The sequence below is a fragment of the Streptomyces daliensis genome (assembly GCF_054782395.1).
This window is the reverse complement of record NZ_BAAGSO010000138.1, coordinates 18,002-42,600: the sequence shown is the minus strand read 5'-3', so window position 1 is coordinate 42,600 and position 24,599 is coordinate 18,002. Positions and strand designations below refer to the sequence as shown.

The 24,599-nt window shown below is 71.8% G+C and carries 20 protein-coding genes; 11 read left to right on the top strand and 9 right to left on the bottom strand.

All coding sequences use genetic code 11. The annotated features are described in order from the left end of the window. The first annotated feature begins 198 nt into the window (after nucleotides 1-198). On the top strand, nucleotides 199-642 hold the full coding sequence (locus ACYVOO_RS39555; protein WP_461020562.1) for an SRPBCC family protein: 444 nt from the start codon (nucleotides 199-201) through the stop codon (nucleotides 640-642). Between the two features lie 32 nt (nucleotides 643-674). On the opposite strand, the gene ACYVOO_RS39550 is transcribed toward ACYVOO_RS39555, so the two are convergent. Then, a complete protein-coding gene (locus tag ACYVOO_RS39550; RefSeq protein ID WP_461020561.1) occupies nucleotides 675-1,175 on the bottom strand; it encodes a MarR family winged helix-turn-helix transcriptional regulator in 501 nt (166 codons plus the stop codon). Nucleotides 1,176-1,237: 62 nt separating this feature from the next. Between ACYVOO_RS39550 and ACYVOO_RS39545 the strand changes: the two genes are divergently transcribed. Continuing rightward, the gene (locus ACYVOO_RS39545; RefSeq protein WP_461020560.1) at nucleotides 1,238-2,545 is read left to right on the top strand and encodes a multidrug effflux MFS transporter; all 1,308 of its coding nucleotides are present in this window, start codon (nucleotides 1,238-1,240) and stop codon (nucleotides 2,543-2,545) included. Nucleotides 2,546-2,616: 71 nt separating this feature from the next. Here ACYVOO_RS39545 and ACYVOO_RS39540 read toward each other — a convergent pair whose 3' ends face one another. The 3 genes from ACYVOO_RS39540 to ACYVOO_RS39530 form a co-directional block, all read right to left on the bottom strand. Next, the gene (locus ACYVOO_RS39540) at nucleotides 2,617-3,255 is read right to left on the bottom strand and encodes a sulfotransferase family protein (protein WP_461020559.1); all 639 of its coding nucleotides are present in this window, start codon (nucleotides 3,253-3,255) and stop codon (nucleotides 2,617-2,619) included. Beyond that, nucleotides 3,255-4,055 (bottom strand): 3'(2'),5'-bisphosphate nucleotidase CysQ, encoded by an 801-nt coding sequence (locus ACYVOO_RS39535; protein WP_461020558.1) that lies wholly within the window; start codon nucleotides 4,053-4,055, stop codon nucleotides 3,255-3,257. The genes ACYVOO_RS39540 and ACYVOO_RS39535 overlap by 1 nt, the downstream gene beginning before the upstream one ends. A 239-nt stretch (nucleotides 4,056-4,294) precedes the next feature. After that, nucleotides 4,295-5,833, bottom strand: coding sequence for an arylsulfotransferase family protein (locus tag ACYVOO_RS39530; protein ID WP_461020557.1), 1,539 nt, complete (start codon nucleotides 5,831-5,833; stop codon nucleotides 4,295-4,297). Nucleotides 5,834-7,307: 1,474 nt separating this feature from the next. Here ACYVOO_RS39530 and ACYVOO_RS39525 point away from each other — a divergent pair. The 3 genes from ACYVOO_RS39525 to ACYVOO_RS39515 all read left to right on the top strand — a co-directional run bounded on the left by ACYVOO_RS39525 (nucleotide 7,308) and on the right by ACYVOO_RS39515 (nucleotide 11,297). Continuing rightward, the gene (locus ACYVOO_RS39525) at nucleotides 7,308-8,339 is read left to right on the top strand and encodes a PhlD (RefSeq protein ID WP_461020556.1); all 1,032 of its coding nucleotides are present in this window, start codon (nucleotides 7,308-7,310) and stop codon (nucleotides 8,337-8,339) included. 226 nt (nucleotides 8,340-8,565) lie between these two features. Continuing rightward, nucleotides 8,566-10,053: a sulfotransferase family protein gene (locus ACYVOO_RS39520; RefSeq protein WP_461020555.1), complete on the top strand. Its 1,488-nt coding sequence runs from the start codon at nucleotides 8,566-8,568 to the stop codon at nucleotides 10,051-10,053. Beyond that, nucleotides 10,050-11,297 carry a glycosyltransferase family 4 protein gene (locus tag ACYVOO_RS39515; protein WP_461020554.1) on the top strand — a complete coding sequence of 416 codons (1,248 nt, stop codon included), beginning with the start codon at nucleotides 10,050-10,052 and terminating at the stop codon, nucleotides 11,295-11,297. Before ACYVOO_RS39520 ends, ACYVOO_RS39515 begins: the two co-directional genes overlap by 4 nt. 104 nt (nucleotides 11,298-11,401) lie before the next feature. Here the strand turns inward: ACYVOO_RS39515 and ACYVOO_RS39510 are convergent, their stop codons facing one another. The 5 genes from ACYVOO_RS39510 to ACYVOO_RS39490 form a co-directional block, all read right to left on the bottom strand. After that, on the bottom strand, nucleotides 11,402-12,073 hold the full coding sequence (locus ACYVOO_RS39510) for an enoyl-CoA hydratase-related protein (protein ID WP_461020553.1): 672 nt from the start codon (nucleotides 12,071-12,073) through the stop codon (nucleotides 11,402-11,404). A 222-nt stretch (nucleotides 12,074-12,295) separates the two neighbouring features. Further along, on the bottom strand, nucleotides 12,296-13,027 hold the full coding sequence (locus ACYVOO_RS39505) for a DUF4097 family beta strand repeat-containing protein (protein ID WP_461020552.1): 732 nt from the start codon (nucleotides 13,025-13,027) through the stop codon (nucleotides 12,296-12,298). Between the two features lie 155 nt (nucleotides 13,028-13,182). Beyond that, nucleotides 13,183-13,941 carry a class I SAM-dependent methyltransferase gene (locus tag ACYVOO_RS39500; protein WP_461020551.1) on the bottom strand — a complete coding sequence of 253 codons (759 nt, stop codon included), beginning with the start codon at nucleotides 13,939-13,941 and terminating at the stop codon, nucleotides 13,183-13,185. 147 nt (nucleotides 13,942-14,088) lie between these two features. Then, nucleotides 14,089-14,937 (bottom strand): pentapeptide repeat-containing protein, encoded by an 849-nt coding sequence (locus tag ACYVOO_RS39495; protein ID WP_461020550.1) that lies wholly within the window; start codon nucleotides 14,935-14,937, stop codon nucleotides 14,089-14,091. Nucleotides 14,938-15,118: 181 nt separating this feature from the next. Beyond that, on the bottom strand, nucleotides 15,119-15,880 hold the full coding sequence (locus ACYVOO_RS39490; protein ID WP_461020549.1) for a DeoR/GlpR family DNA-binding transcription regulator: 762 nt from the start codon (nucleotides 15,878-15,880) through the stop codon (nucleotides 15,119-15,121). 74 nt (nucleotides 15,881-15,954) lie between these two features. On the opposite strand from ACYVOO_RS39490, the gene ACYVOO_RS39485 reads away from it, so the two are divergent. The 6 genes from ACYVOO_RS39485 (at nucleotide 15,955) to ACYVOO_RS39460 (ending at nucleotide 24,579) form a co-directional block, all read left to right on the top strand. Continuing rightward, nucleotides 15,955-17,217, top strand: coding sequence for an MFS transporter (locus ACYVOO_RS39485; protein ID WP_461020548.1), 1,263 nt, complete (start codon nucleotides 15,955-15,957; stop codon nucleotides 17,215-17,217). 146 nt (nucleotides 17,218-17,363) lie between these two features. Continuing rightward, nucleotides 17,364-18,395, top strand: coding sequence for a LacI family DNA-binding transcriptional regulator (locus ACYVOO_RS39480; RefSeq protein WP_461020547.1), 1,032 nt, complete (start codon nucleotides 17,364-17,366; stop codon nucleotides 18,393-18,395). Nucleotides 18,396-18,675: 280 nt separating this feature from the next. Beyond that, nucleotides 18,676-19,980, top strand: a complete 1,305-nt coding sequence (locus tag ACYVOO_RS39475; protein ID WP_461020546.1) for an ABC transporter substrate-binding protein — start codon at nucleotides 18,676-18,678, stop codon at nucleotides 19,978-19,980. Beyond that, complete coding sequence (locus ACYVOO_RS39470; protein ID WP_461020545.1) at nucleotides 19,980-20,888, top strand: carbohydrate ABC transporter permease; 909 nt, start codon at nucleotides 19,980-19,982, stop codon at nucleotides 20,886-20,888. The genes ACYVOO_RS39475 and ACYVOO_RS39470 overlap by 1 nt, the downstream gene beginning before the upstream one ends. Beyond that, nucleotides 20,885-21,802 carry a carbohydrate ABC transporter permease gene (locus tag ACYVOO_RS39465; RefSeq protein WP_461020544.1) on the top strand — a complete coding sequence of 306 codons (918 nt, stop codon included), beginning with the start codon at nucleotides 20,885-20,887 and terminating at the stop codon, nucleotides 21,800-21,802. Before ACYVOO_RS39470 ends, ACYVOO_RS39465 begins: the two co-directional genes overlap by 4 nt. A gap of 47 nt (nucleotides 21,803-21,849) precedes the next feature. Then, nucleotides 21,850-24,579, top strand: coding sequence for a beta-xylosidase/alpha-l-arabinosidase (locus ACYVOO_RS39460; protein WP_461020543.1), 2,730 nt, complete (start codon nucleotides 21,850-21,852; stop codon nucleotides 24,577-24,579). The last annotated feature ends 20 nt before the right edge of the window (nucleotides 24,580-24,599 follow it).

Here is a 24,599-nt window from a genome sequence, read left to right as displayed (position 1 = left end):
ACGCACCGCAACCACACGCCGCGCCGAAGCCACCGGCCAGGCAGCCGAACACGGCGCCAAGCCACACGCGCACCGCCCCCGTGATGCGGCACAAAAACCAGCGCGGGACCCTACAATGCGCACCACACCGGCCAACCGTCCCGCGCAACACCCCCGTGAAGCGGCAACCCCCCGTTTCTCCACGGAAAGCAGGCAACCGTGCCCCGAGCCGAGGCCCGCGCCACGATCGCCCGTCCGCCCGCCGCGGTCTGGGCGGTCGTCTCCTCCTTCGACGAGATCCACCTCTGGCACCCGCTCATCGCCGACTGCGTACCGGAGCCCGGCGTCCCGCCCGGCACTCCCGGGCACCTGCGCAGGCTCACCACGACCGACGGCGGCGAGATCCTGGAACGGCTTCTCCAGCTCGACGACGGGGTGTGCGGCTACGAGTTCGCCCAGAGCCCCTTCCCCGTCAGCGACTACCGGGCGACGCTCCGGATCACGCCGGGTCCGACGGAGGGGACCAGCGAGGTGCGCTGGTGGGCGGACTTCACCCCGCTCGATCCGGCGGAGACGGACAGCCTCCGGGCGCTGTTCACCGACAACGTCTTCGTGCCGGGCCTCAAGGCGCTCGACGAACACCTCGCGCGGCCCGCCCCGTAACCCTCGCGCCCCTGGCAGGCATCGCACCGCGCTCAGCGTGCCGCGTCCTGCGAGCCGTCCCGCAGCACGTCCACGAGCCGCGACAGCGCGTCCACCACCGCGGCGCGGTCCTCGCCGAGCCCGGCCAGCAGTTCCGCCTCCACGGCGAGCTGCCGGGGGAAGAGCGCGTCGACCGCCTCCTTGCCCGCGTCGGTGATGGTGACCAGCGCGGCGCGGCGGTCCGCCGGGTTGGGCGTGCGGCTGATGAAGCCGCGCTTCTCCAGCTTGGCCAGCGCCTTGCTGATGCCCGCGCGGGAGATCCCCATGTCGTCGGCGAGACGGCGGGCGATGACGGGTTCGGTCGCGTGCCGGAGGGGGATCAGCATGTCCACTTCGGGCGCGGTGAGCGGGGCGCCCTCGTAGAGCGGCTCGACCGCGCGGTCGATGAGCGAGATGACCCGCTTGGCCAGGGCGACCACCTCCATGGGCGAGGTGTCCAGACCGGGGTTGTCCGCCGCCCACCGCTCACGGACGACCTGGGGAGGGAACAGCACGGTGGACCACCTACTCCTCGGCATTTTCGTTAACCGGCGAACCATCGGTTACCTTTGCATTCATGATATCCCCGTCCCCCTCCCGTTCCTGCGCCCCTCGCGCGGACGGCGGCACCGAAGGCGGCACCGCGGGCGAGCGCGCCTCAGGACCGCCGCCCGTGCGTGCCGCCGTCCTGGTCACCGTCCTGGGCGCCCTCACCGCGGTCGCGCCGCTGGCCACCGACATGTACGTGCCGGGCTTCCCCTCCATGGGCGACTCGCTCGGCGCGAGCAGTTCCGCCGTCCAGCTCACGATGACCGCCTTCCTGGCGGGGCTCGTCGTCGGACAGGTGCTGATCGGGCCTGTCAGCGACGCGCTGGGGCGGCGCGGGCTGCTGCTGTCCGGGACCGTCGGGTTCACGTTCTTCTCGCTGGTGTGCGCGCTGGCGCCGAACGTCCAGGTGCTCACCACGGCACGGTTCCTGGAGGGGGTGGCGGGCGCCGCGGGCATGGTGCTGGCCCGCGCTGTGATCACCGACCGCTTCCACGGGCGCGACATCCCGCGCTACTTCGCGCTGCTCTCGCAGATCCTCGGCGTCGCGCCGATCGCCGCACCCGTGCTCGGCGGTGCCGTGCTGGCCGTGTCCACCTGGCGCGCCGTCTTCGTGGTCCTCACCGTCATCGGGGGGCTGCTGCTGCTCTCCGTGCTGGCCAGGGTCCCCGAGTCGCTGCCGAGCGAGAGCCGCCACGGGGCCGGACTCGGCGCTACCTTCCGCGCGATGGGCGCACTGTTGGCCGACCGCGCCTTCATGGGCTACGTGCTCGTGCTCGGCTTCAGCTCGGCCGCGATGTTCTGCTACATCAGCGGCTCCAGCTTCGTCTTCGAGAACCTGCACGGTGTCTCGTCCACGACGTACTCGCTGATCTTTGCCTCCAACGCCCTCGCCATGCTGATCGCGGGCGGCGTGTTCGCCAGGCTGTCGCGCGGCGTACGGCTCAACTCCCTGCTCACCGGCGGCGTCTGCCTGGCCGGGCTGGGGGCCGTGGCGCAGATTCTGCTGCTGGCCACGGTGGGCGAGAGTCTCGCCGCCACCTGGGCCTGCCTGTTCGTGACCATGGGCGGGATCGGCGTGATCTTCCCCGCGACGATGAGCCTGGGCCAGACCCTGGGACGGACCGCGCCCGGCGCCGCCTCAGCGCTGCTGGGCGGCTTCCAGTTCCTGTTCGGCGCCCTCGCCTCGCCGCTGGTCGGCCTCTTCGGCGAGGACAGCTCGGCGCCGATGGCCGTCATCATGCTGGCCGGCCTGGCCGGTGCGGCGCTCTGCCTGGTCCTGCTGGCCCGGCCGTGGCGCGGCGCGGGCGAGGTCACCGCGGCGGACGGCGGGCGCTGACGGGGTCCGGCGGGCGCTGACGTGCCGGACGCGCCGGATCCGGTCTCGCGACCGGATCCGGCCCTGCGGGCTCAGTTGCCCAGCCGCCCCTTGACCATCTGGAGGAAGCTGTTCCGGTCGTTGAGGTGGGGGAAGTCCTTGCCCTCCGGAGCCTCGGTGCCCAGGAAGTCGCACAGCGGCTGCCAGCCCTCCTTCACCTCGTAGACGAGCAGGCGGTCGGCGGGTACGGAGGCGCGGACGTGATCGTTGTGCCGCTCGAAGACCGAGATGACGTGTTCCTTGTCGCCGAGGCGCCCGTCGAAGGTCTTCTCGGTGATGAGCTGGACGAGTTCGAGGTACTTCCGGTACTCCTTCGCCATGGCGTCGGAGGTCTCGCCGTCCGGGTCCCACAGGGGGGCCAGGGTCTCGTGGAAGCTCTCGTACCAGCGCTCGGGGTCACGGACCGTCAGGATGATCTTGGCTTCCGGGTACTTCTCGGCCAGCGGCTCCCAGAAGTCGCAGGCGGGCCAGTCCAGCGTCGAGCGGTAGCCGCTGAACACGGCGTCCCAGTCGACGGGCTGGCCGTTGCGCGCCGCGAGCCAGGTGTTCAGGTGCTCGGGGTGCTCGAACGCCTCCATCATGTGGTAACAGGGCCCGAAGCCCATCATTTCGATGGCCGCTTTCACTGACAGGGTTCCGGTCCGCCCGAAACCCGCGCCGATGATCTTCATCAGGACTCCTTCGTGGGATGAGTGAGCGCTTCTTGGATCGCGGGGAGAACGCGGTCCTTGCAGGACGCGCGGCAGACGACGAGATCCGGCAGCCACGCGCCCTTCCTGTTGTAGAGGAGCGGGGAGCCGTCGAGCCGGGAGGCCTGGACCCCGGCCGCCCTGGCGACCGCCACGGGCGCCGCGGAGTCCCACTCGTACTGGCCGCCGCCGTGCACATACGCGTCGGCCTCGCCGAGCAGCACGCTGCCGATCTTCACGCCCGCCGATCCCATGGGGACGAGTTCGGCGCCGAGCGAGGCCGCGAGCGCCCCGGTCAGCTCGGGCGGCCGGGTGCGGCTCACGGCGAGCCGCAGGGGCCGCTCGCCCGCCGCCGGGTCCTCGCCTTCCGCGTCGACGGGCCGTGGCGGGTCGGCCGAGGTGAGCACGGTGTTCCTGGCAGGCATGGCGACGGCGCCCGCCGTCAGTTCCCCGAGTTCCCACAGGGCCACGTGCACGGCCCAGTCGGTCCTGCCCTCCTCGGAGAACTCCCTCGTGCCGTCCAGCGGGTCGACGATCCACACGCGGGACGCGTCGAGCCGGCGGGCGTCGTCCACGCCCTCCTCGGAGAGCACGGCGTCATCGGGGCGGTGTGCGGCGAGGGAGCGCATCAGGTACTCGTGTGCCTCGCGGTCCCCCGCCGCCTTCAGCCTCTTCGGGTCGCCGAACCCCTGCTTCGCGCGCAGGTCCAGCAGAACCCGGCCCGCCTCCGCGGCCAGTTCCGCCGCCAGCTTCTCGTCGTCACGGATGGGGGGTGGGGGCATGTGAGATCTCCTCGTGGGAAGTCCCGCCGGGCTTCGTCGGGACGGGTGACGGGGGACGGGACGGGGGCGGGATCGGCGGGGGGCGGGACACCGCCGTACCGGCCGGGCGGCGGTGTCCCGCCTCCCGGCCGGTACGGCCTCGCGGTGCGATGGTTCGACGGTACGGGCGCGTCCCGCGGATACGGCCGCGCGGTGCGGCTACGTCCCGCGGGCGGCCGGACCGTCGGATCCTGGTGCTCCTACTCCACCTCGACGGCCTTCGAAGTGCCCAGCACCCGCCCCTTCTTGTCCAGGGCCTGGACCGCCACGTACTCGCTGTCCTTCCCGACCGGCACAGTGGTCTCGAAGCCCTTCTTACGGGCGAGGCCCGCCGGCTTCAGATGGTCCGGGTCCTTCCCCGCCCTGACCTTCCAGGCGGCGACCTCGGTCGCGCCGTTCCAGCTCGCGTAGACCTTCATGCCACGCCCGGCGTCACGCCCCGCGACCGCGGGCAGTTCGTCGGGAGAGCCCTTCCAGTCCGCCCGGATGGCGCGGTAGGTGTTCAGATCCTCGTCGGGGAACGCCGAGTCGACGAGGATCTTGCCCCTGCGGGAGAACTCCGTGTAGGCGCCCACGTCGCCCCAGTTCACCAGCACGTTGCCGTTGGGCAGCAGTTGCGTGCTCCCCTGGGTCACCGACACCAGGCCGTCCGGGTTCGGGTAGGCGCCCTTCACCTTGGCGGTCATCTTCTTCGTGTCCACGTCCAGCAGCAGACCGCGGGAGACGCTTCCCTCTTTCCTGTCCGCGCTGTTGTCGAAGACGGAGATCGACCCGTCGCGCTCGCGCTCGGCCTCGTGCTGCATGGCGAAGGCCGCGCCCTCCCCCATCGCGAAGTCGTTCTTCTTCCCGCCGAGGCGCCAGATGACCTCACCGGTCTTGCGGTCGACCTTGTAGACGGCGTTCGTGTGGCGTCCGCTCACGAGGAGGTTGCCGTCGGTGTCGAGGGAGATCGAGTTGATGTGCAGGTAGTCGTACGCCCGCATGGGGTCGTCGGCCATGGGCGCGAAGGCGTCCTGTGCGAAGGTCGGCCCCGGCCCCTCGGCGTCGGGCCGCGCATAGGACTCGGAGACGTCGAGGTGGTCGAGGCCCCTCCACTCCCACAGCACCTTGCCCGTGGCGATGTCCACTTCCTGGATGACGTTGTCTATGATCATGGACGGTTCGCCGTCCACCTCACCCTCGACGCCCACGTTGGCGTAGAGCAGCCCCGTACCCTGGGGAGTGATCCTGAATTCGTGAGGGTCCGTGCTCGTGATCCCGTTGCCCGCCCGTACCTTGGCGATGGGCTTGTAGGACTCGTCGGCGATGACCCAGCTCCCCTGGTCACCGCCCTCGCCGTCGTACCAGGTGAGCACGGGTTTGCCCTTGTACGTCTGCCGCTGGAGGTTCTGGCCCTCAAGGGGATGCGCCGCCTTCGCCGGAAGGAACCAGACGGGCTCCCCCTTGTTGTCCGCCACCAGCGCGCCCTGGTGCGGCGACTGCTCGGGCGGGCTGGGCGGGCCGCCCGGGCCGCCCGGCGGGGGCTGTCCGACGGTCGCGTCCATCTTGGGGGCTATCAGGGTGTAGCCCGGAGAGGACTTGCGGCTGTCGCCCTTGACCGTGATGTCCGGGGGCGTGAGGTCGGGGCGGGAGACGTACTCCGGCGCGCCGGCCGTGGCGTCGGCGGTGGCGTCCGCCGCGTCGGTCCCGGCGGCCACCGGTGGGGCGCCCGCGACCGTGAGACCGGTCAGCGCGGTCACGGTGACGACTCCAGCGCGCCACCGGCCAGGCAGCGCTCTTCTCGACCCTTGCTTCTGTGTGAACTCTGCGCGCGGCAAAACGAATTCTCCTCTCGATGGCCTCCCGCAACGGAGGGGAGGCACATGAAGAAATTCCTGCGGCGGAAAACCGTGGGGGTCACCGCATCCGAACGGATTCACCCGCACCCGGCACGCTCCCTCGATCTGGCGAGGGCCGTGCCGCCACATACCTGCTGTGCCCACCGATCCTGGGCCACCGCACAAAAGCCCTTCTCACGGGCCCTGTGAGGGGATCTACGGAGTCGTGGTGGGCCGGTCGACTTCACCCTCGGCGCGGGGAACACGGAGAGCCTTTTCCCTCCGGCTTCTCCTCCGCATTCCCCTCCTTCGCCTGACGTGAGGGCGTGCCGATATCCGCCCGGCATCGCTCGTCCGGCGACATCGCGCGGTTGTCCTTGAAGGTTCTTCTCGTACCTCCTGAGCGCACGGAGAAGGACTCTCTCCGCGCGACGGAAAAGGCCGCCTGCGGGGACTCCAACCGGGCCCGTCAATTCGGCGGCTCCGTCCTCCCCGTACCCTCGTTGCGGAATGGAACATTCACGTTCCGGATACCGCTCCGGGGCCGGTCCGCTCCCGAGCGCGCGGCCGTCCCGGGGAAAGCTCGACTCAAGATCGCCACCGCACGGGCGGTCGCGTAAAGGATCAGGCTTCCCGTTCATGGTGATCACTCCGGCGCGTGACGACAGCGGGCACGACATCGGGCCCGCACCGTGCCCTGCTGCGCCGGTGGGCGGCCCCGTCCCCGCGGTCTCCCCACCGTCGCCCGTGCTGCTGTCGGATCTGTGCGGTGCATGGCGCTCGTTCCTCTCGTCACCATTCGGGAAACCTCAGCAATCTGAGAATTCCATGAATAATCCCCGCGTTCCGAGAACGTTTACGAAGTTCCCAGAAATGACCGCGGGGTCGTATACAGCAGCGAGTCGGGATCTCGGAAGGGAAGCGTCCGCGCATTTCTTCGATGGAGCCGGAAGCGTGACGGACGGGACGGACGTGAAGGGTGTACCAGCCACCGTATGTTTGCTGGATCTCAGTTGGACTGTCAAGGGCGCCCCTCCCAGGCCAATAGGCGTCATCGCGGATTACAGTAGTACGGATGTGAAGGGCCAGACAGGGCCCCGGAAGAAACAGGAAAGAACGCCTTCAAGATCACCTCGAGCCGCACGGGACAGGTTTTAGGCGACCACCTGAAGGACGTCGACCAAAGGCGGCCGGATCAACGTGCCCACATGTGACCCGGAAGCAGAAACAAACCCGCTGGCCGGTTACGCGGAGTCGTCTTCACCTTGTCGATTCACGGGAAACCTGCTGGTAAACCGACCTTCTCGACCCGGGGGGAAGAAAATATGGGGTGGGCAAGCGCTAACTATTGCTCTACTTTTTCAGTCATGTTGCATCCAAAACTTCTGGAGCGGCCATGTCGGCTTACGTCACCCGACCTTCTGTAGTCCTGCCCGCACACAAGATCACCACGGCCGAGATCTCCGACGACATCCGCGATCACCACCCCCACCACCCGCGTCTGCGCGTCGCCTTACGCGTCGTGGAAGGCTGCGGGGTCACCAGCCGCTTCTTCACCCGGCCGCTGACCGAGGCCGTGGCCGCCAAGGGGCTGCTGGAACGCATCCGCACCGCTTTCGAGGACGCCTGCGCCATGGCGGAGGACGCCGCCCGGCACGCGCTGGAGGCGCACGGGGTCGACGCGCACGAGGTCGACGCCGTCATCACCAGCCACAGCACCTCGTGGGCGGTGCCGAACCTGGACATCCAGTTGATCGAAAGGCTCGGGCTGCGCCCCGGCGTCTCACGCCTCGCCCAGACCAACCTGGCCTGTGCGGGCGGTGTCCAGTCCCTCATACGGGCCACCGACTATGTCCGGTCACACCCCGGAGCGAAGGTCCTCGTCGTCGTCTCCGAGGTTCTGTCGGCTGTCTACCACCGCGACGAGGACAGCATCGAGAGCATGATCTACAAGGCGCTCTTCGGCGACTCCGCCGGAGCCTGCCTGGTCACCGATGCCCCGCTCGGCCCGGGGTTCGCCATCGAGGACACCTTCGAGTTCGTCCTCCCCGACTCGCAGGACCGCTACTGGGGACGGCTGGACACCGCCGGCCTGCACTTCGACTCGTCCCGCAAGGCCGTCTCCGCACCCGCGGACGCGCTGCCCCACCTCCAGGAGTGGCTGGGCACCTGGCGACCCGAGTTCGCCGTGGTCCACCCCGGAGGCCCCCGCATCATCGACGACACCGCACGGGGCATCGGGCTCACGCCCGAGGACGCCCACCACTCCCACACCTCCCTGACGGAGAACGGCAACCTGGGCGGCAACGCCGTCCTCGACATCCTGCGCCGCACCCACCAGACGCCACCCCCCGCGGGCGCCGAGGGACTCGTCGTGGCCTTCGGCCCCGGCTTCACCGTGGCCGCTGCCCGCGGCACCTGGCACTGACCCCCTTCCACCCCCACCCCACCTGGCCGTCCGACCGGCCAGGTGCGCACGTCGGCCCGGGGCCCCGACCCCGGGCCCGTGCCCCACACGGCGGCGGGGGCCGGGACGAAGCGGCTGCCACTGTCCAACCGTTCACTGGACGTCTCCGTCCGGACCCCCCGCCATTAACGGATATCTCAAAGTCTTCCGTAGCCGCTCTCATCCAATCCCGCTAGCGTCGGCGGGCATGAATCCCCTCAGGCAACTGAACAGAGGACTGGGCTCTCTCACGGGCTTTCAGATACGCAGGGTCCCGCGGCGCGAGCCCGGTGCCGGGGCCACGGCCGCCACGGGAGCGGGGAGCGCTTCCGAAGCGGCCGCCGCGGCCCGGCCCGCCTCTCCGCACACGGCCTTCCGTCCCCCGCAGGACCCGGAGACCGACCGGCTGCTGCGATGTCCGGTCTTCGTGATCTCCCCGGTCCGCTCCGGATCCACCCTGCTCAGACTGCTTCTCAACGCCCACTCCCAGCTCCACTCCCCGCACGAACTCCACGTGCGCCGACTGGAGGTCGGCTACAGCACCAAGCTCGCCGAGCGCTCCATGGAAGCCCTCGGCCTCGATCGCGGGGATCTGGAACACCTCCTCTGGGACCGGGTGATGCACCGCGAACTGACCCGCTCGGGGAAGCGGATCCTCGTGGAGAAGACCCCCAGCAACGCCTTCGCCTACCAACGTCTGGCCGCCTGCTGGCCGGACGCTCGTTTTCTTTTCCTGCTGCGGCACCCTGCCTCCATCGCCACCTCCTGGCACGAGGCCGACCCCGAGAAGCGGAACCCCGAGGAGGCCGCGCTCGACGCGCTCCGCTATATGCGAGCCGTCGAGCGGGCCCGTAAGAACCTGGACGGCCACACCGTCCGTTACGAGGACCTGACCGAGGACCCCGCCACGGTGCTCCAGGGGATCTGCGCCTATCTCGGCGTGGACTGGGAGCCCGGCATGCTCGACTACGGGTCCAAGACCGAGGGCGAGCTGCACAAAGGACTCGGCGACTGGAAGGAGAAGATCCGCGCGGGAAAGGTCCAGGAGGGCAGGTCGCTGCCCTCCCCCGAGGAGATCCCCGCTCCGCTGCGGGAGATCAGCGCCGCCTGGGGCTACACCGGCCGCAAGGAGGGCGCCAAGCCGCGCGCCAAGCGCAAGGCGCACGCCGAGATCTCGCAGGTGTGGCCGCGCGAGGGCCGCATCCGCCTGGTCGGCGCCCTCCACGGCTGGCGGGGCGGCACACAGGGCGCGCCGGACTCCTCGGGCTCCTCGGCGGACACCCCGTGGCGGCTGGTCCTCACCCCCAGGGGGCACGAGGAGAACCGGCTGTCCTACGACGTCACGCTGGACGGCACGCACTTCGACGTGGACTTCCCCGTCGCCGACCTGCTGACCGAGGGCCCCCGGCCGCCCTTACCCGCCGAGTGGGACGTCCACCTCACGACGAAGACCGAGGACGGCGAGGCACGGCTGCGGCTCGGGCGGCACCTCGACGACATCGAGAACAAGAAGAAGGTCATGGTCTTTCCGGCGCAGACCGCCGGGAAGCGCGCCGGGGCGGCGCTGGTGCGCCCGTACTACACCGTCAAGAACAACCTCTCGATCGAGTGCGCCCCCGCCGCCGATGCCGCCGCCACTGCCGTCGGCTCTGCCGCTGCCTCCGCCTCGGACAGCGAGGTGCCACGCCCCTCATGAAGATCCGTTACCTGCTGCTGCACGCCTACGGCACCGGCGGCACCATCCGCACGGTCTTCAACCAGGCCGGTTCGATGGCCGCGGCGGGACACGACGTGGAGATCGTCAGCGTCCTGCGGCGCGGCACGACCCCGCGCTTCCCGCTCGACCCGCGCGTGACGATCACCACGCTCGTCGACGACAGGAAGAACGGTGACCGGGAGCGGACGCCGGAACCTGGCGGCCCGTCCCGCAACTCCGGTACACGGCGCCCCGGTACGCGGCGCTCCGAGCGGCTGGCGAGCCGTGCCGCACGCTATGTGCCGCACGGCGAGTTCGGGATCCGCTACTTCGACCGGTACGTCGAGCGGGAGGTGATCCGCTATCTGAAGGGCCTGCGCGACGGCATCCTCGTCCCCACCCGGCCGGGGCTGAACATCCTCACCGCGCGCTTCGCGCCCGAGGGCGTCACCCTCGTCGCCCAGGAGCACATGAACCTGAGCGTGCACCGGTCCGACGTACGCGCTGCCATCGCGCGCTACTACCGTCGCTTCCACGCCATCGCCGTCCTCACCCGGAGCGATCAGGAGGACTACGAGAGGCTCCTGCCCGGCGCGCGGATCGTGCGCATCCCCAACGCCGTTCACACGGAGGCCCGGCAGCACACCACCTACGCGTCGCATGTGGCCGCGGCGGCCGGGCGGCTCTTCGCGCAGAAGGGCTTCGACCTGCTGATCCCCGCCTTCGGCAAGGCGGCGGAGGCGTACCCCGACTGGGAGCTGCGCATCTTCGGCACCGGAGAGAAGCAGGAGGAGCTGCGTGCTCTCATCAACGAGCACCACCTCTACAACCACGTCTTCCTCATGGGCCACTCGACCACGCTGGACGCGGAGCTGTCGAAGGCGTCCTTCTATGTGCTGAGCAGCCGCTTCGAAGGGCTCCCCATGGTCATGATCGAGGCCATGTCCCTCGCCCTCCCCGTCGTCGCCTACGACTGCCCCACCGGTCCTGCCGAGGTCATCACCGACGGCAAGGAGGGGCTGCTGGTCCCGCCCGAGGACATCGAGGCGCTGGCCGAGGCCATGGGCCAGCTCATGAACGACGAGGGGCTGCGCGCCGACATGGGGGCCGCCGCGCTCCAGACCGCGCGCGCGTACGCGCCCGAGGCCGTGCATCCGCGGTGGGAGCGGCTGTTCACCGAACTGTGCGCCCCGGCCTCGGCATCGGCTCCGGCCACCGCTGCGGGGCGCGGCGCGCGCGGGTAACCCGGGCAAGGGGGTGCCGGGGCCGCCGTGTGCGGAGGCGACCCCGGACGGTCCTGTCACCCGGCCCGGCGCCGGTCTCACCTGCCTCGCCGGCCTCACCGGCCTCAGCCGAGGGGGTTGTCCTTGTCCCGCAGCGCGGCCAGGGCCGGTGCGTACATGCGGGCCTTGATGGTGCCGAGGGTGGGCCCCGCCTTGCTCGTCAGCGACCCCGCGATCTCCACCGCGGTCGCGCGCACGGCGTCCTCGTCCACGGCGTGGTCGACGACGGCGGCGGCGAGCGCTTCGTGGCCTCCGTAGCGCCGCGCCGTGGTCATGGCGGTGTGCGCGGTCTGCGGCGAGAGCCGGGCCTGGATCAGCGCGGACATGCCGGGGGTGAAGGGGATGTTGATGTCGGCCTCGGGGAGGCACCAGTAGCCGCGGTCGGCACGCATGACGCGGAAGTCGTGGGCCAGCGAGAACATCGCGCCAGCGGCGAACGTGTGCCCCTGGAGTGCGGCCACGGTGATGACGGGCAGCGCCAGCACCCGCGCGAGCAGCTCCTGGACGGAGACGGCGTAGTCCTGGTGCTGGTCCGCGTGGGCGAACAGCCAGTCCAGGTCCAGGCCGTTGGAGAAGAACTTCCCCGTGGCCGCGGTCACCAGGGCCCGGGGGCCCTCGGCGTTCTCCACCTCGTCGAGCGCGGCGTTGACGGAGGCGATCCAGTCCGGGTGGAAGCGGTTCTCGCTGTCGCCGATGTCGAGGACGAAGACGTCGTCATGGCGGTCGAGTGCGGGCATGGTGGCTGGTGGCTCCCTCGGACTCGGGCGGAGCCGGGTCGGGCGGGGCACGGCCGTGGCGCGTGGGTACCGCTTCCCGACGTCGGCGAGCGGGCTTCCGTACGGATTACTAAGCGGTAACTTATGCGCCGTGGCAGCGCCGCGCAAGTGGTGCGTGAACGGTGCGCGAGTGGTGCGCGAATGCCGCGGCCCGCCGGGAGCGGGGGCCGCGGGCCGCGGTTCTCAGGAGGTCCCGACGGTGATGTCCCCGTTACTGGTCACCAGGTCGAGACGGTGCGGGGCGCCCCGCTCGTCCCGTATGCCGATGTCCTTCTCGCCGTTGCTGGTCCGCGAGGACACCTCGTAGGCACCGGCGGGGACGGTCAGCTCGATGGCGCCGTTGGACGTCTTCGCTGTGACGTCCTGCGCCTTCGCCGGGGCGAGATCGATGCCCCCGTTGCTGGTCTCGGCCCTGACGTGCCCGCCCCGCAGACCGCGCCCCTCGATGCGGCCGTTGCTCGTCCGCGCCTCGACCGCGCCCGCGACCCCGTCCAGCTCGATGCCGCCCGAGTCCGTGGCCACGTCCACCGCGCCGACCCGGGAGAGGGTGACCTCGCCCGAGGAGGCCTTGCCCGACACCGGGAGACCGGCGGGCAGCTCGACGGTGTAGGTGACCGAGCAGTCGTCGCCGCAGCCGCCGAGGACGAGAACGCCGTCCTCGACGCGGTGCGAGGCGCCCTCGGGCCTGTCCCCCTGGTACTCGATCCTGCGGTGCACCGACGCGTCATCCCTGCCCCGCTCGCCCCGCAGCTCGACCCCGCCGGAGCTGTTGTCGAGACGCACCGACGTGATCTTCTCGGTGACCGAGGCATCGTCCTCCGCGGTCGAGGCGGGCCCCAGAGCGCAGGCGCTCAGCGCGCCCGCACCGATACCGACCGCCGCGAAGGCCGTGAGAATGCGGAGCCGCCGGTTCATGAGTTCCCCCGTCACGTCGAGAATGCGCTGGTCACAGGCGCTTCCCTGACCAGTCGCGACGAGGTTACGGCAGGCCGCGCGGGCGCTGCCATGGGGGAAACCCCCGGTTCTCCCTGATGCCGACCCCTGATGCGGGTCCCACCACCGGGCTTCCCTCAGACGGCCGCGGCGGCGGCCGGTGCGGGCGCCGCGGGGGTACTCGGGGAGCTGAGCTGCCAGACCTTGGCCGGGGGCAGATTCCCCCACACCTTCCAGCAGCCGGTGGCGTAGCGCCGCTGGTAGCGCTCCAGGACGGACTCCACCTCGCGGTGCCGGGCGGCCTCGGAGCGCGGCGCCAGCAGTGTACGGGCGGCTCCGGTACCGAGGTAGGCGAAGTAGGCGAGGGTCCCGCCGGGGCGCAGCAGTTCCAGATAGCGGTCCATGATCGTCTCGACCTGGTCCGGCTCCAGGTTGGCGAACGGCAGCCCGGAGACGATCACGTCGTAGCGCCGTCCCGTGTCCAGCTCCTCGACGAGGGTGGGGTGGACACGCACCCGCCCTGCCCCGCCCGGCCGGTCCGACAGATGGGGGTGACCGTGCACGAGGTGCCGCAAGCGGGCGGCGAAGCGCTCGTTGGCCTCCACGATGTCCAGGTGACACTCGCGGCCGAGGAGCGGAATGAGGGTGCGGGTCACCGAACCGGTGCCCGCGCCCGCCTCCAGCACGGTCAGCGGGCGGCCGGTCCGCTCCCGCAGCCCGTCGGTGAGCAGCCCCGCCAGACGGCGGCTGCTGGGGGCTATCGCCCCGGTGGTACGGAAGTCCCGCACGGCTTCGGTCAGGAACGTCCAGCTCTCGGTGTTGCGCTGCGCGGGGAAACGGGCGGGTGCGGTGGTGGCGGGCGCGTGGGCGTGGGCGTGGGTGGTGCGGTCGTCCATGATCCGACCCTTACGGATCATGTGGGGCCCTGGGAACCCCCCTTGCTGATCGTTTGAGCGAACTTGACCCGGCACCGCTCGTACGTTCACCGGGCGTACTCCGGCCGACCACCCCGAGTCAGCCCCTCGGCCATCCCTTAGGGGGCCTTACCAGTGCGCGGGGCGGGCGAGGTCCCGGGGCAGGACGGTCGCCGCGTCGCCCTTGGCCGCGTTCAGCTGGGCCTGGGTGAGGAAGATGCTCCCGGTGAGGTCGGCGCCGCGCAGATCGGCGTCCCGGAAGTCCGCGCCGATGAGATCGGCGCCGCGCAGGTCCGCGCCCTGGAGATCGGCCGCGATGAGGAGTGCCCCGCGCAGATTGGCACCCCGCAGGTCGGCGCCCCTGAGCCGGGCGCCGACGAGATCGGCGCCCCTGCGGTTCTTCTTGCGGCCCGGGACACCGGCCCGCGCCAGCTCGCTGACGCGCAGCAGCAGCGCGTTGACCTCCTCGCGGGCGGCCGGGACGTCCGTGTCCGCGAGGGTCGCCGCGTCGGCGAGGGTGAGCCGCTCGGTGTTCTCCAGCGCCTCGCGCAGCTCGCCGTGCAGCGGGCGCGCCGCGGCGAGTGCCAGCGCCTCGGTCACGTACCAGAGCAGTTCGTGGAGCTGGCGCATGACGGGGAACACGTCGAACATCTGCCGCGCCGTGTCCGGTGCCTGCCGCCAGTCCTGCCCGCCGAAGGTGGTCAGGGAGACCTTCTGGCCAGCGCCGAAGCAGTCGAAGACGGTGCAGCCGGGGAAGCCGTCCTCGCGCAGCCGTGCGTGGATGCCGCAGCGGAAGTCCTCGCGCAGGTTCCCGCAGGGCTGTCCGGCCTTCTTGTCGACGGCGAAGTCGGCTGAGGCGGCGAAGGGCAGCGCGACACAGCACAGGCCGAAACAGTTCGCGCAGTCCGCCTGGAGGGCGGAACGGTCTGCGCCACCCGAGGGGGCGGGGCCCGAGGGGGCGGGGGACTTCTGGGACACCGTGCGTGCGCTCCTGCCGCGAGGGGGCGCGGCCTCGGGCCGCGCGCGGGACAAGCCTCCATTGTCCCCGACCCGGCACGGTTGCCCTCGCTCCCGTCCGACGCGGTGGCGTCGTGCGCGGGACGCGGCGCCCGCACCGTCACACGCTGCGCAGCATCACACGCTGCGCGCCGTCACACCGTCACACCGCCATCCGCACCGTCACGCCCGCCGCCGTCAGCGCGCCGGTGGCGTCTTCGGGGGCCGACTCCTCCGTCACCACCGCGTCGAGCGCGGTGACAGGCACGACGTGGGCGAGTGCCGTGCGGGAGAACTTCCCCGCGTCGGCGACGGCGATCACGCGGCGGGACGAGGCGATCGCGGCACGCTTGACGGCGGCGTCGGCCAGGTCGTAGGCGGTGAGCCCGTCGTCCGCGCTCAGGCCGCAGCAGCCGATGACGGCCGTGTCGAAGCGGAGCGCGGCCAGCGACGACTCGGTCAGCGGGCCGGTCAGCGCGAGTTCGCCGGGGCGCGGCTCACCACCGGGCAGCACGAGCTTCAGCCGGGCGGCCCCCGTGAGCGCGTTGACCGCGTGGAGGGACAGCGGCATCACCGTCAGCCGCCGGTGGACCAGCAGGCGCGCGACCTCCAGACAAGTGGTCCCGCTGTCCAGGACGACGGACTCGCCGTCCGCGAGCAGCTCCGCGACCTCGGCGGCGATGCGCCGTTTCGCCTCTCCGCTCTCCCCCGCGCGCAACGCGAACGGCGGCTCCTCGCCGCGCAGCAGCAGGCTTCTGGCACCGCCCCGGTAGCGCTCCAGCATGCCCTGCCCCGCCAGCGTTTCGAGGTCCCTGCGAATCGTCATCTCCGAGGCGCTGGTGCGCACGGCGAGTTCCGCGACGCTCAGTTCCCCGGCCTCGCGGACGGCTTCCGTGATCGTTCTCAGACGGTCGGTGCTCGACATGGACGCGATTGAACACCACATCTGCGCGTAATGCCATCTTACGAACACATCATCTGTTCGCTAGGTTCGCGGTCATGGAAAGATCGCTGCGGGCCGCCCGGCTGGCCACGTTCATCTACTTCGCCCTCAACGGCTTCGTGATGGGGATGTGGATCGTCCACATCCCCATCGTCGAACACCGCGCCGGAATCAGTCACGCGGTGCTGGGCTGGCTGCTGTTGCTGCTCGGCGGCGGCGCCTTCGCAGGCATGCGGCTGGCCGGGCCGCTCACCGACCGCTTCGGCGCGCGCAAGACCGTCCCGCTCGGCGCGGCGCTGTGCGCGGCGGCGCTCGTGCTGCCCGGCCTGGCCGCCGGGCCCTGGTCACTGGGCGCGGCGCTGCTGGTGCTCGGCTTCGGCAACGGCTGCCTCGACGTCAGCATGAACACCCATGCCGTCGAGGTCGAGCGCGGCTACGGACGGCCCGTCATGTCCGCGTTCCACGCCGTGTTCTCGGTCGGCGGCGTGCTCGCGGCCCTGGTCGGCGCCCGCACGCTCACCTGGGGCTGGAGCGCGGCGACGGCCCTGGGGCTGGTGAGCGTCCTCGGCGTGCTCGTCGCCGGGCTCGCCGCGCCCGCGCTGCTGCGACCGGCCGGACGCCGCGCGCGGGACGCCGCCGCGTCCACGGGCGAGGGGGCGTCCCGGACGGCCGAGGGGACACCCGAGGCGGCGGTGGCCCGGCGTCGCACACCCGGACGCATCTGGGCGCTGGCCGTGCTCGCGCTGATGCTCATGCTCTGCGAGGGCGTCGCCAACGACTGGAGCGTGCTGGCCATGCGCGACGTCCTGGCCGCGCCGCCCGCCACCGCCGCGCTCGCCTACGGCGCCTTCGCCACCGCGATGACCGTCGGCCGTCTGCTCACCGACCGGGTGGCCGCGCGCTGGGGCCCCGTCGCGATCGTCCGCTACGGCGCGGCCCTCGCCGCGCTGGGCCTCACCGCCGCCGCACTCACCCCGTGGATTCCGCTGGCCCTGGTGGGCTGGACGGTGTTCGGCGTCGGCCTCTCGGGGTGCGTCCCGCAGTTGTTCAGCGCGGCGGGCCACGCCGACCCGCAGGCCGCGGGCGTCAACGTCTCCCGCGTCGCGGGGCTCGGCTACCTCGGCATGCTCGCGGGCCCCACCGTCATCGGCCCGCTCACCCACCTCGTCCCGCTCAACCTCACCTTTCTCCTGCCCGTCGCCTTCTGCGTCGTCGCGGCCTGCGCGGCCCGGGTCCTGCGGTCACCGGCCGACGCCTCCGCACAGCCAGGCGCCCGGGCCGGGGAGCCGTCGCGGCGGCCCGTACCCGGCGCGCAGTAGATTCGTGCTGCTCCCTCTCTGCTTCACTTGGCACCGGATGTTCCGGAACACTGCCGCAAGCTATCGGAGGGTGCGCCGGAAATGGCAAGGCAGGGGCGGCAGGGAAGCCCGTCGACGAGTGTCGGCGTGCGGTGCGAGGAGGTTCCATGGCGGTCGAGGAGACCGGACAGTCGCGGCCCAAGGTCACGATCAGCGCGATCGCGCAGGAGGCCGGGGTCTCGGTGCCCACGGTCTCGCGCGTGGTCAACGGCCGCTCCGACGTGGCGCCCGAGACCCGTGCGCGGGTCGAGGACCTGCTGCGGCTGCACGGGTACCGGCGCCGCGCACCGGCGGCGCGCGAGCGGGCCGGACTCCTCGACCTGGTCTTCAGCGATCTCGACAGCCCCTGGGCCGTGGAGATCATCCGCGGCGTGGAGGAGGTCGCGCACGCGTCAGGGATGGGCACGGTGGTCTCCGCGACGCACGGCCGCGCCGGTGCCACGCGGCAGTGGCTGGAGAACCTGCGGGACCGGGCCTCCGACGGGGTCATCCTGGTGACGTCGTCCCTGGAGCCCCCGCACCAGCGGGAGTTGCGGCGCCTGGAGGTGCCCATCGTGGTCGTGGACCCGGCGGGTTCGCCCTCGCTGGACGCGCCGACGGTCGGGGCCAGCAACTGGGCGGGCGGCCTCGCCGCGACGGAGCATCTGCTGGGTCTCGGGCACCGGCGCATCGGGCTCGTCGCCGGGCCGCAGCGGCTGCTGTGCAGCAGGGCACGCGCCGACGGCTACCGCACGGCGCTGGAGTCGGCCGGGATCAGCGCGGACGACGCGCTCGTGGTGCGCGGCGACTTCTACCACGAGTCCGGGTTCACGGGGTGCCAGAAGCTGATGGACCTGGCCGACCCGCCCACCGCGATCTTCGCGTCCAGCGACCAGATGGCCATGGGCGCGATCGAGGCGCTGCGCCGCCGCGGGCTGCGGGTGCCGGACGACGTCAGCGTCGTGGGGTTCGACGACCTGCCGGAGATGCGCTGGGCGTCCCCGCCGCTGACGACGGTGCGTCAGCCGCTCGCGGAGATGGGCAAGGTGGCGGCGCGCACGGTGCTGCGGCTGGCCCGCGAGGAGGAACTGGACTCCCCCCGGGTCGAGTTGGCGACGGAACTGATCGTACGGGCCAGCTCGGCGCCGCCCGCGGGCTGACCCCGTACCGACCCCGTACCGGACGGGAGGGGGCCCTGGCGCCCCCTCCCGTCGGCATGCCCTCACGCACCCCCACGAACCCCTGCGCGTCCCGACGCACGTCGTGCCCGGACGTGCGTCGCACCCCCGTCGGCCGCGCGCGTCACACGCGATCCCACGCGCCTTCCCGCACCCCGCGCGGCCCGATCACGTCCTAAGCGTTGACAACTCCCGCGCCTCTCCGTAACTTCCAGCGGCATCGACCGAGAATTCTCGGGATTCTTCCGGAAGGTGTGCTGGCATGCGGACCAATCTGTCTCGACGGCGCGGACGGGGCCTCTCCGTGCTCACGGCGGCGCTTCTCAGCGCCTCGGCCCTGGCGGGCTGCGGCAGCAGCGGTCCCGCGGGCGCTGGCGGCGAGGGGAAGCTCGACGTCTGGGTCTACGGGGACGCCTCGGCCAAGGTGCAGGAGGAAGTCGTCAAGCGCTTCAACAAGCACTCCGACGTCAAGGCCGAACTGACCAAGGTGCCCGGCGACAACTACCAGGACAAGCTGCGTACCGCCATGGGCACCCCGAACGCCCCCGACGTGTTCTTCAACTGGGGCGGCGGCAGCATCGCCAGCTTCGTCGACAAGGACATGCTCGTCGATCTCGGCCCCGAACTGGCCAAGGACGCCGACCTCAAGGACGCCTTCCTCCAGCCGATCCTCGACGCGGGCAAGGTGAACAAGAAGCTCTACGGCGTGCCGATGCGCGGCATGCAGCCCGTGATGCTCTTCTACAACAAGGACGTCTTCAAGAAGGCCGACGCCGAACCGCCCCGCTCCTGGGACGACCTGCTCTCCCTCATCGGGACCTTCAAGAAGGAGGGCGTGACCCCGTTCGCTCTCGCCGGCTCGGAAGCCTGGCCCGAGCTGATGTGGGTGGAGTACCTCCTCGACCGCATCGGAGGGCCCGAGGTCTTCCAGAAGATCCAGGACGGGGACATGAGCGGCTGGGGCGACCCGGCGGTGCTCAAGACCGCGCAGACCATCGAGGACCTCGTCGACCGGGGCGCGTTCGGCAAGAACTTCTCCTCCGTCAACTACACCGCCGACGGCGCCTCCACCCTCTTCGCCAAGGACCGCGCCGCCATGCACCTCATGGGGAGCTGGGAGTACGCCAACCAGAAGGCGAACCAGCCCGAGTTCGCCAAGTCCGGGCTCGGCTGGACCGCCTTCCCCGCCTACCCCGACGGAGAGGGCGACCCGAAGAACGTCGTCGGCAACCCCACCAACTACTGGTCCGTCAACAAGAAGGCCGAGGAGCGCGAGGCCGCGCTCGACTTCGTCAAGATGGCGGCCGAGGACAAGTACGCCGACGACCTCATCGCCAACGGCGACGTCCCGACCACCCGGGACGCGGGTTCCCGGCTCGGCGCCCACGAGAACCCGGGGTACGCGCAGTTCCAGTACGACATGGTCGACCAGGCACCGCACTTCACCCTCTCCTGGGACCAGGCGCTCCCGGCCGAGCAGTCCAGCGCGATGCTCACCCAGATCCAGAAGCTCTTCAACGGCCAGTCCACGGCGCGGGAGTTCGTCACCGCCATGAAGGGCCTGTGATGCCGCTTTCCGGTGTCATGGCGCACCCCGGTGGCGCGGGGCGCCCCGGCACCCTGTGGGCGCTGCCGGGGCTGGTCTTCTTCACCCTGTTCGCCATGCTGCCGATGGGCCTGGTGGCCCTGCTCTCCCTCACCTCCTGGGACGGGATCGGCACGCCCTCCTGGAGCGGGGGCGCCAACTGGTCCCGGCTGTGGAACGACCCGACGATGCGTCAGGCCGTCTGGCTCAGCCTGCTGCTGACCGCGCTCTCCTGGCTCGTCCAGACGCCGCTGGCCCTGCTGCTCGGCGTCTGGGCGGCGGGGCGGCAGCGGGCCCGCGCCGTGCTGAGCGCCATCTTCTTCCTGCCGCTGCTCGCCTCCTCCGTCGCGCTGGCCCTGCTGTGGAAGTCGCTGCTGGACCCCAACTTCGGGATCATCGGGGACATCGGGCCCTGGATCGGCTTCGCCGACGGCGATCTGCTGGGCGACCCTCAGGGCGCCTTCGCCGCGGTGCTCTTCGTCGCGTCCTGGCAGTTCATCCCGTTCCACACGCTGCTCTACCAGGGCGGCACCCGCCAGATCCCCGCGTCCCTCTACGACGCGGCGCGCATCGACGGAGCGGGCACCGTGCGGCAGTTCTTCCACATCACACTGCCCCAGTTGCGCAACACCGTGATCACCTCGTCCGTCCTGATGGTGGTCGGTGCGCTGACGTTCTTCGACACGGTGCTCATCCTCACCCAGGGCGGCCCCGGAACGGACACCACGATCGTGCCCTACCTCATGTACAAGACCGGCTTCGACGCCTTCAAGATGGGCTACGCCAGCGCCGTCGCCACGACCCTGGTCGTGGTCGCCACCGGCGTCTCGCTGCTCCTCGTGCGGCTGACCGGCTTCGGCGCCATGCGCAGCACCCGGGAGGGGATGTGACCGACGTGCTGCACCGCGCCGCCCGTACGGAGGACGCCCGGCCGCCGGTCTCCGGTGGCCCGCCCGGCACGCGCGGCGGCCGACGCCGAAGCGCTCGCCGGAGCCGTCCCAACATCCCGGCGGGCATCGGCGCGCTGCTGTGGCTGGGGATCGTCGGGCTGCCGCTGTACGCGCTCGTCGGCTCCACCTTCCGCAGCCGCGACGACTACCTCGACAACGGCCCCCTCTCCCTGCCGGGCGACCCCACGCTCGACAACTACGAGCGCGTCCTCGGCAGCGACTTCCTCCGCTACCTCGCCAACACCGCCGTCGTCACCGCCGCCTCCGTCGCGATCGTCCTCGTGCTCGCGGTGACGGTGGGCTACACCGTGGTGCGCAACAGGAGCCGCTTCTCCCGGCGGATCTTCCAGGTCTTCCTGCTCGGCCTCGCGATCCCCGCACAGGCCGTGATCGTGCCCGTGTATCTGGTCATCACCCAACTGCACCTGTACGACAGCCTGCTCGCCGTCATCCTGCCCACCGCCGCGTTCTCGCTGCCGGTGAGCGTCCTCGTCCTGACGGGCACGATGCGCGACATCGACGAGGAGATGTACGAGTCGATGGCCCTGGACGGCGCGGGTCCCGCCCGGATCCTGTGGCAGCTGGTCGTGCCGCTGTGCCGGTCCGGGATCTCCACCGTCGGCGTCTACGCGGCGCTCCAGGCGTGGAACAACTTCCTCTTCCCCCTCATCCTCACCCAGTCGCCCGGCACCCGCGTGCTGACCCTCGGCCTGTACGACTTCGTCGGCCAGTTCCGGGTGGACATCCCGGCACTGCTCGCCGCCGTCGTCCTCTCCATCGTGCCCCTCTTCACCGTCTACCTCTTCGCCCGCCGCCAGCTCGTCAGCGGCCTGATGGGCGTCGGCGGCAAATGAACGGGAAGAGCGGGAAAACCGCGCGAAACCAGCCGGACAGGAGTCCCATGCACCACGAGACCGACGGCCCCTGGCGGGACATCTCGCAGCCCGCGGCCGACCGCGTCCGCGACCTGATCTCCCGGATGACGCTGGAGGAGAAGCTCGCCCAGCTCTCCAGCGTGTGGCCGGGCGCCGACGCGGAGGGCGAGGACGTCGCGCCGCTCCAGCACGAGGTGACGGCCGCCTCCCCGCACGGCGGGCTCGACGCGCTGCTCCCGCACGGGCTGGGGCAGTTGACGCGCCCGTTCGGCACCGCGCCCCTGACGGCGGCCGAGGGTGTGCGCGCGCTGGCCGCCACCCAGGCCCGGGTCATGGACGGGAACCGCTTCGGCATTCCGGCGATCGCCCACGAGGAGTGCCTCACGGGCTTCGCCACCTGGGGCGCGGCCATCTTCCCCACCCCACTCGCCTGGGGTGCCTCCTTCGACCCCGCGCTCGTGGGCCGGGCCGCCGGGCTGATCGGCGCCTCGATGCGCGCGGCCGGTGTCCACCAGGGGCTCTCGCCGGTGCTGGACGTGGTGCGCGACCCCCGCTGGGGCCGTACGGAGGAGGCCATCGGCGAGGATCCGTACCTGGTGGCGACCGTCGGCACCGCGTATGTGCGGGGCCTGGAGGACAGCGGCATCATCGCGACGCTCAAGCACTTCGCGGGGTACGCGGGCTCGCGCGGCGCCCGTAACCACGCGCCCGTCGCGGCGGGCCCGCGCGAGCTGGCCGACGTGGTGCTGCCGCCCTTCGAACTCGCCCTGCGCGACGGCGGCGCCCGCTCCGTGATGCACGCCTACAACGACATCGACGGCGTCCCCGCCGCGGCCGACCCCTCGCTGCTGACGGGGCTGCTGCGCGAGGAGTGGGGCTTCACCGGCACGGTCGTGGCCGACTACTTCGGCGTCTCCTTCCTCGAACTCGCCCACGGGGTGGCCGGATCGCCCCGCGAGGCCGCCGCGCTCGCGCTGTCGGCGGGCGTGGACGTGGAACTGCCCGCCGTGCGCTGCTACGGGGAACCGCTGCGGGAGGCGGTGCGCGCGGGCGAGGTGGCGGAGGCCCTGGTGGACCGCGCGCTGGCGCGGGTGCTCGGCCAGAAGTGCGCGCTGGGCATGCTCGATCCGGGGTGGGACCCGCGCCCCGGGGCCGCATCCGGGGCCGGTGCCGACTCCGGTCCCGACGTGGACGCGGACGCAGATGTCGACCTGGACCTGGACCTGGATCCGGCGGAGATGCGGGGCGTGGCACGGCAGTTGGCCGAGGAGTCCGTGGTGCTGCTCGCCGACGACGGCGGTGTGCTGCCGCTGACCGCGCGCCCCGGCAGCCGGATCGCCGTCATCGGGCCCCAGGCCGACGACCCCGCCGCGATGCTCGGCTGCTACACCTTCCCCCGTCACGTCGGCGTCGAGCACCCCGGGCTGCCGCTGGGCGTGGAGATCCCGACGCTGCTCGCCGCCCTGCGGGACGCGCTGCCGGACGCGGAGATCACCCACGCACCGGGCTGCCCGCCGCCTGGTCCCGCGACGGGCGACGGCTCCGCCGCGCCAGGCCCGGACGCGGACACCGGCGCGGGGCAGCTCGCCGATGCGGTCGCGCTGGCCAGGGAGGCCGAGGTGTGCGTGGCCGTCGTCGGGGACCGCTCCGGGCTCTTCGGGCGGGGCACCTCGGGCGAGGGCTGCGACGCATCCGACCTCGAACTGCCGGGCCAACAGGGCACGTTGGTGGAGGCGCTGCTCGCCACCGGTACGCCGCTGGCGCTCGTCGTGCTGTCGGGCCGTCCCTACGCGCTGGGCCGGTACGCGGCGGCTACGGGGCAGGGCGCGGGGCGCGGCGCGGGCCGTGGTGCCGCCGCCATCGTGCAGGCGTTCTTCCCCGGCGAGGAGGGCGGCCCCGCGCTGGCCGGTGTGCTGTCGGGGCGCGTGAACCCGTCGGGCAGGCTGCCCGTCAGCGTGCCGTACGGGCCCGGTGGGCAGCCGTGGACGTACCTCGCTCCGCCGCTCGGCCACCGGGGCGAGGCCAGCTCGCTCGACCCGACCCCGCTCTACCCGTTCGGGCACGGCCTGTCCTACACCGACTTCCACTGGCGGGACGCGGCCGTCGTCACGCCGGAAACGGACGGCGGCGAGGGCGAGAGCGAGAGCGGGCGCGCACGGGACGGCGCGGGCGGCGAAGTGCCGCTGGGCACGGACGAGGAGGCGACGGTGCGGCTCACCGTCACGAACACGGGCGAGCGCGCGGGCACCGAGGTCGTGCAGCTCTATCTGCACGACCCGGTGGCCCGCACAGCCCGCCCCGTGCAGCGGCTCGTCGGCTACGCGCGCGTGCCGCTCGCGCCCGGCGAGTCCGCCGAGGTGCGCTTCGCCTTCCACCCCGACCTCGCCTCGTACACGGTGCGCGAGGGCCACCGCGTCGTCGAGCCCGGCGCGCTGGAACTGCGGCTCGCGGCTTCCAGCGCCGACGTCCGCCGGCGGCTCGCGCTCCGCCTCACCGGACCCGAGCGGAAGGTGGGGTACGGGCGCCGCATGGTCTGCCCGGTGTCGGTCCGCCGTACGGACGGCGCGAACGGGGCGAACGGAGCGCTGCGGGAACCCGAACGCGAGGGACCCGAGGGACACGAGGCCGGGAACGCCCCGGAGGGCGGGGACGGGAACGCGGCGAGGGGCTCCGGTGCCGCACCGGCCGATGGCGCCCCGGCCGCTCCCCCGCACGCCGACGGGGACCGCCGCACGCCCTCCCACAGCAGCCGCTGACCCGCGACGGGGCCGGAAGC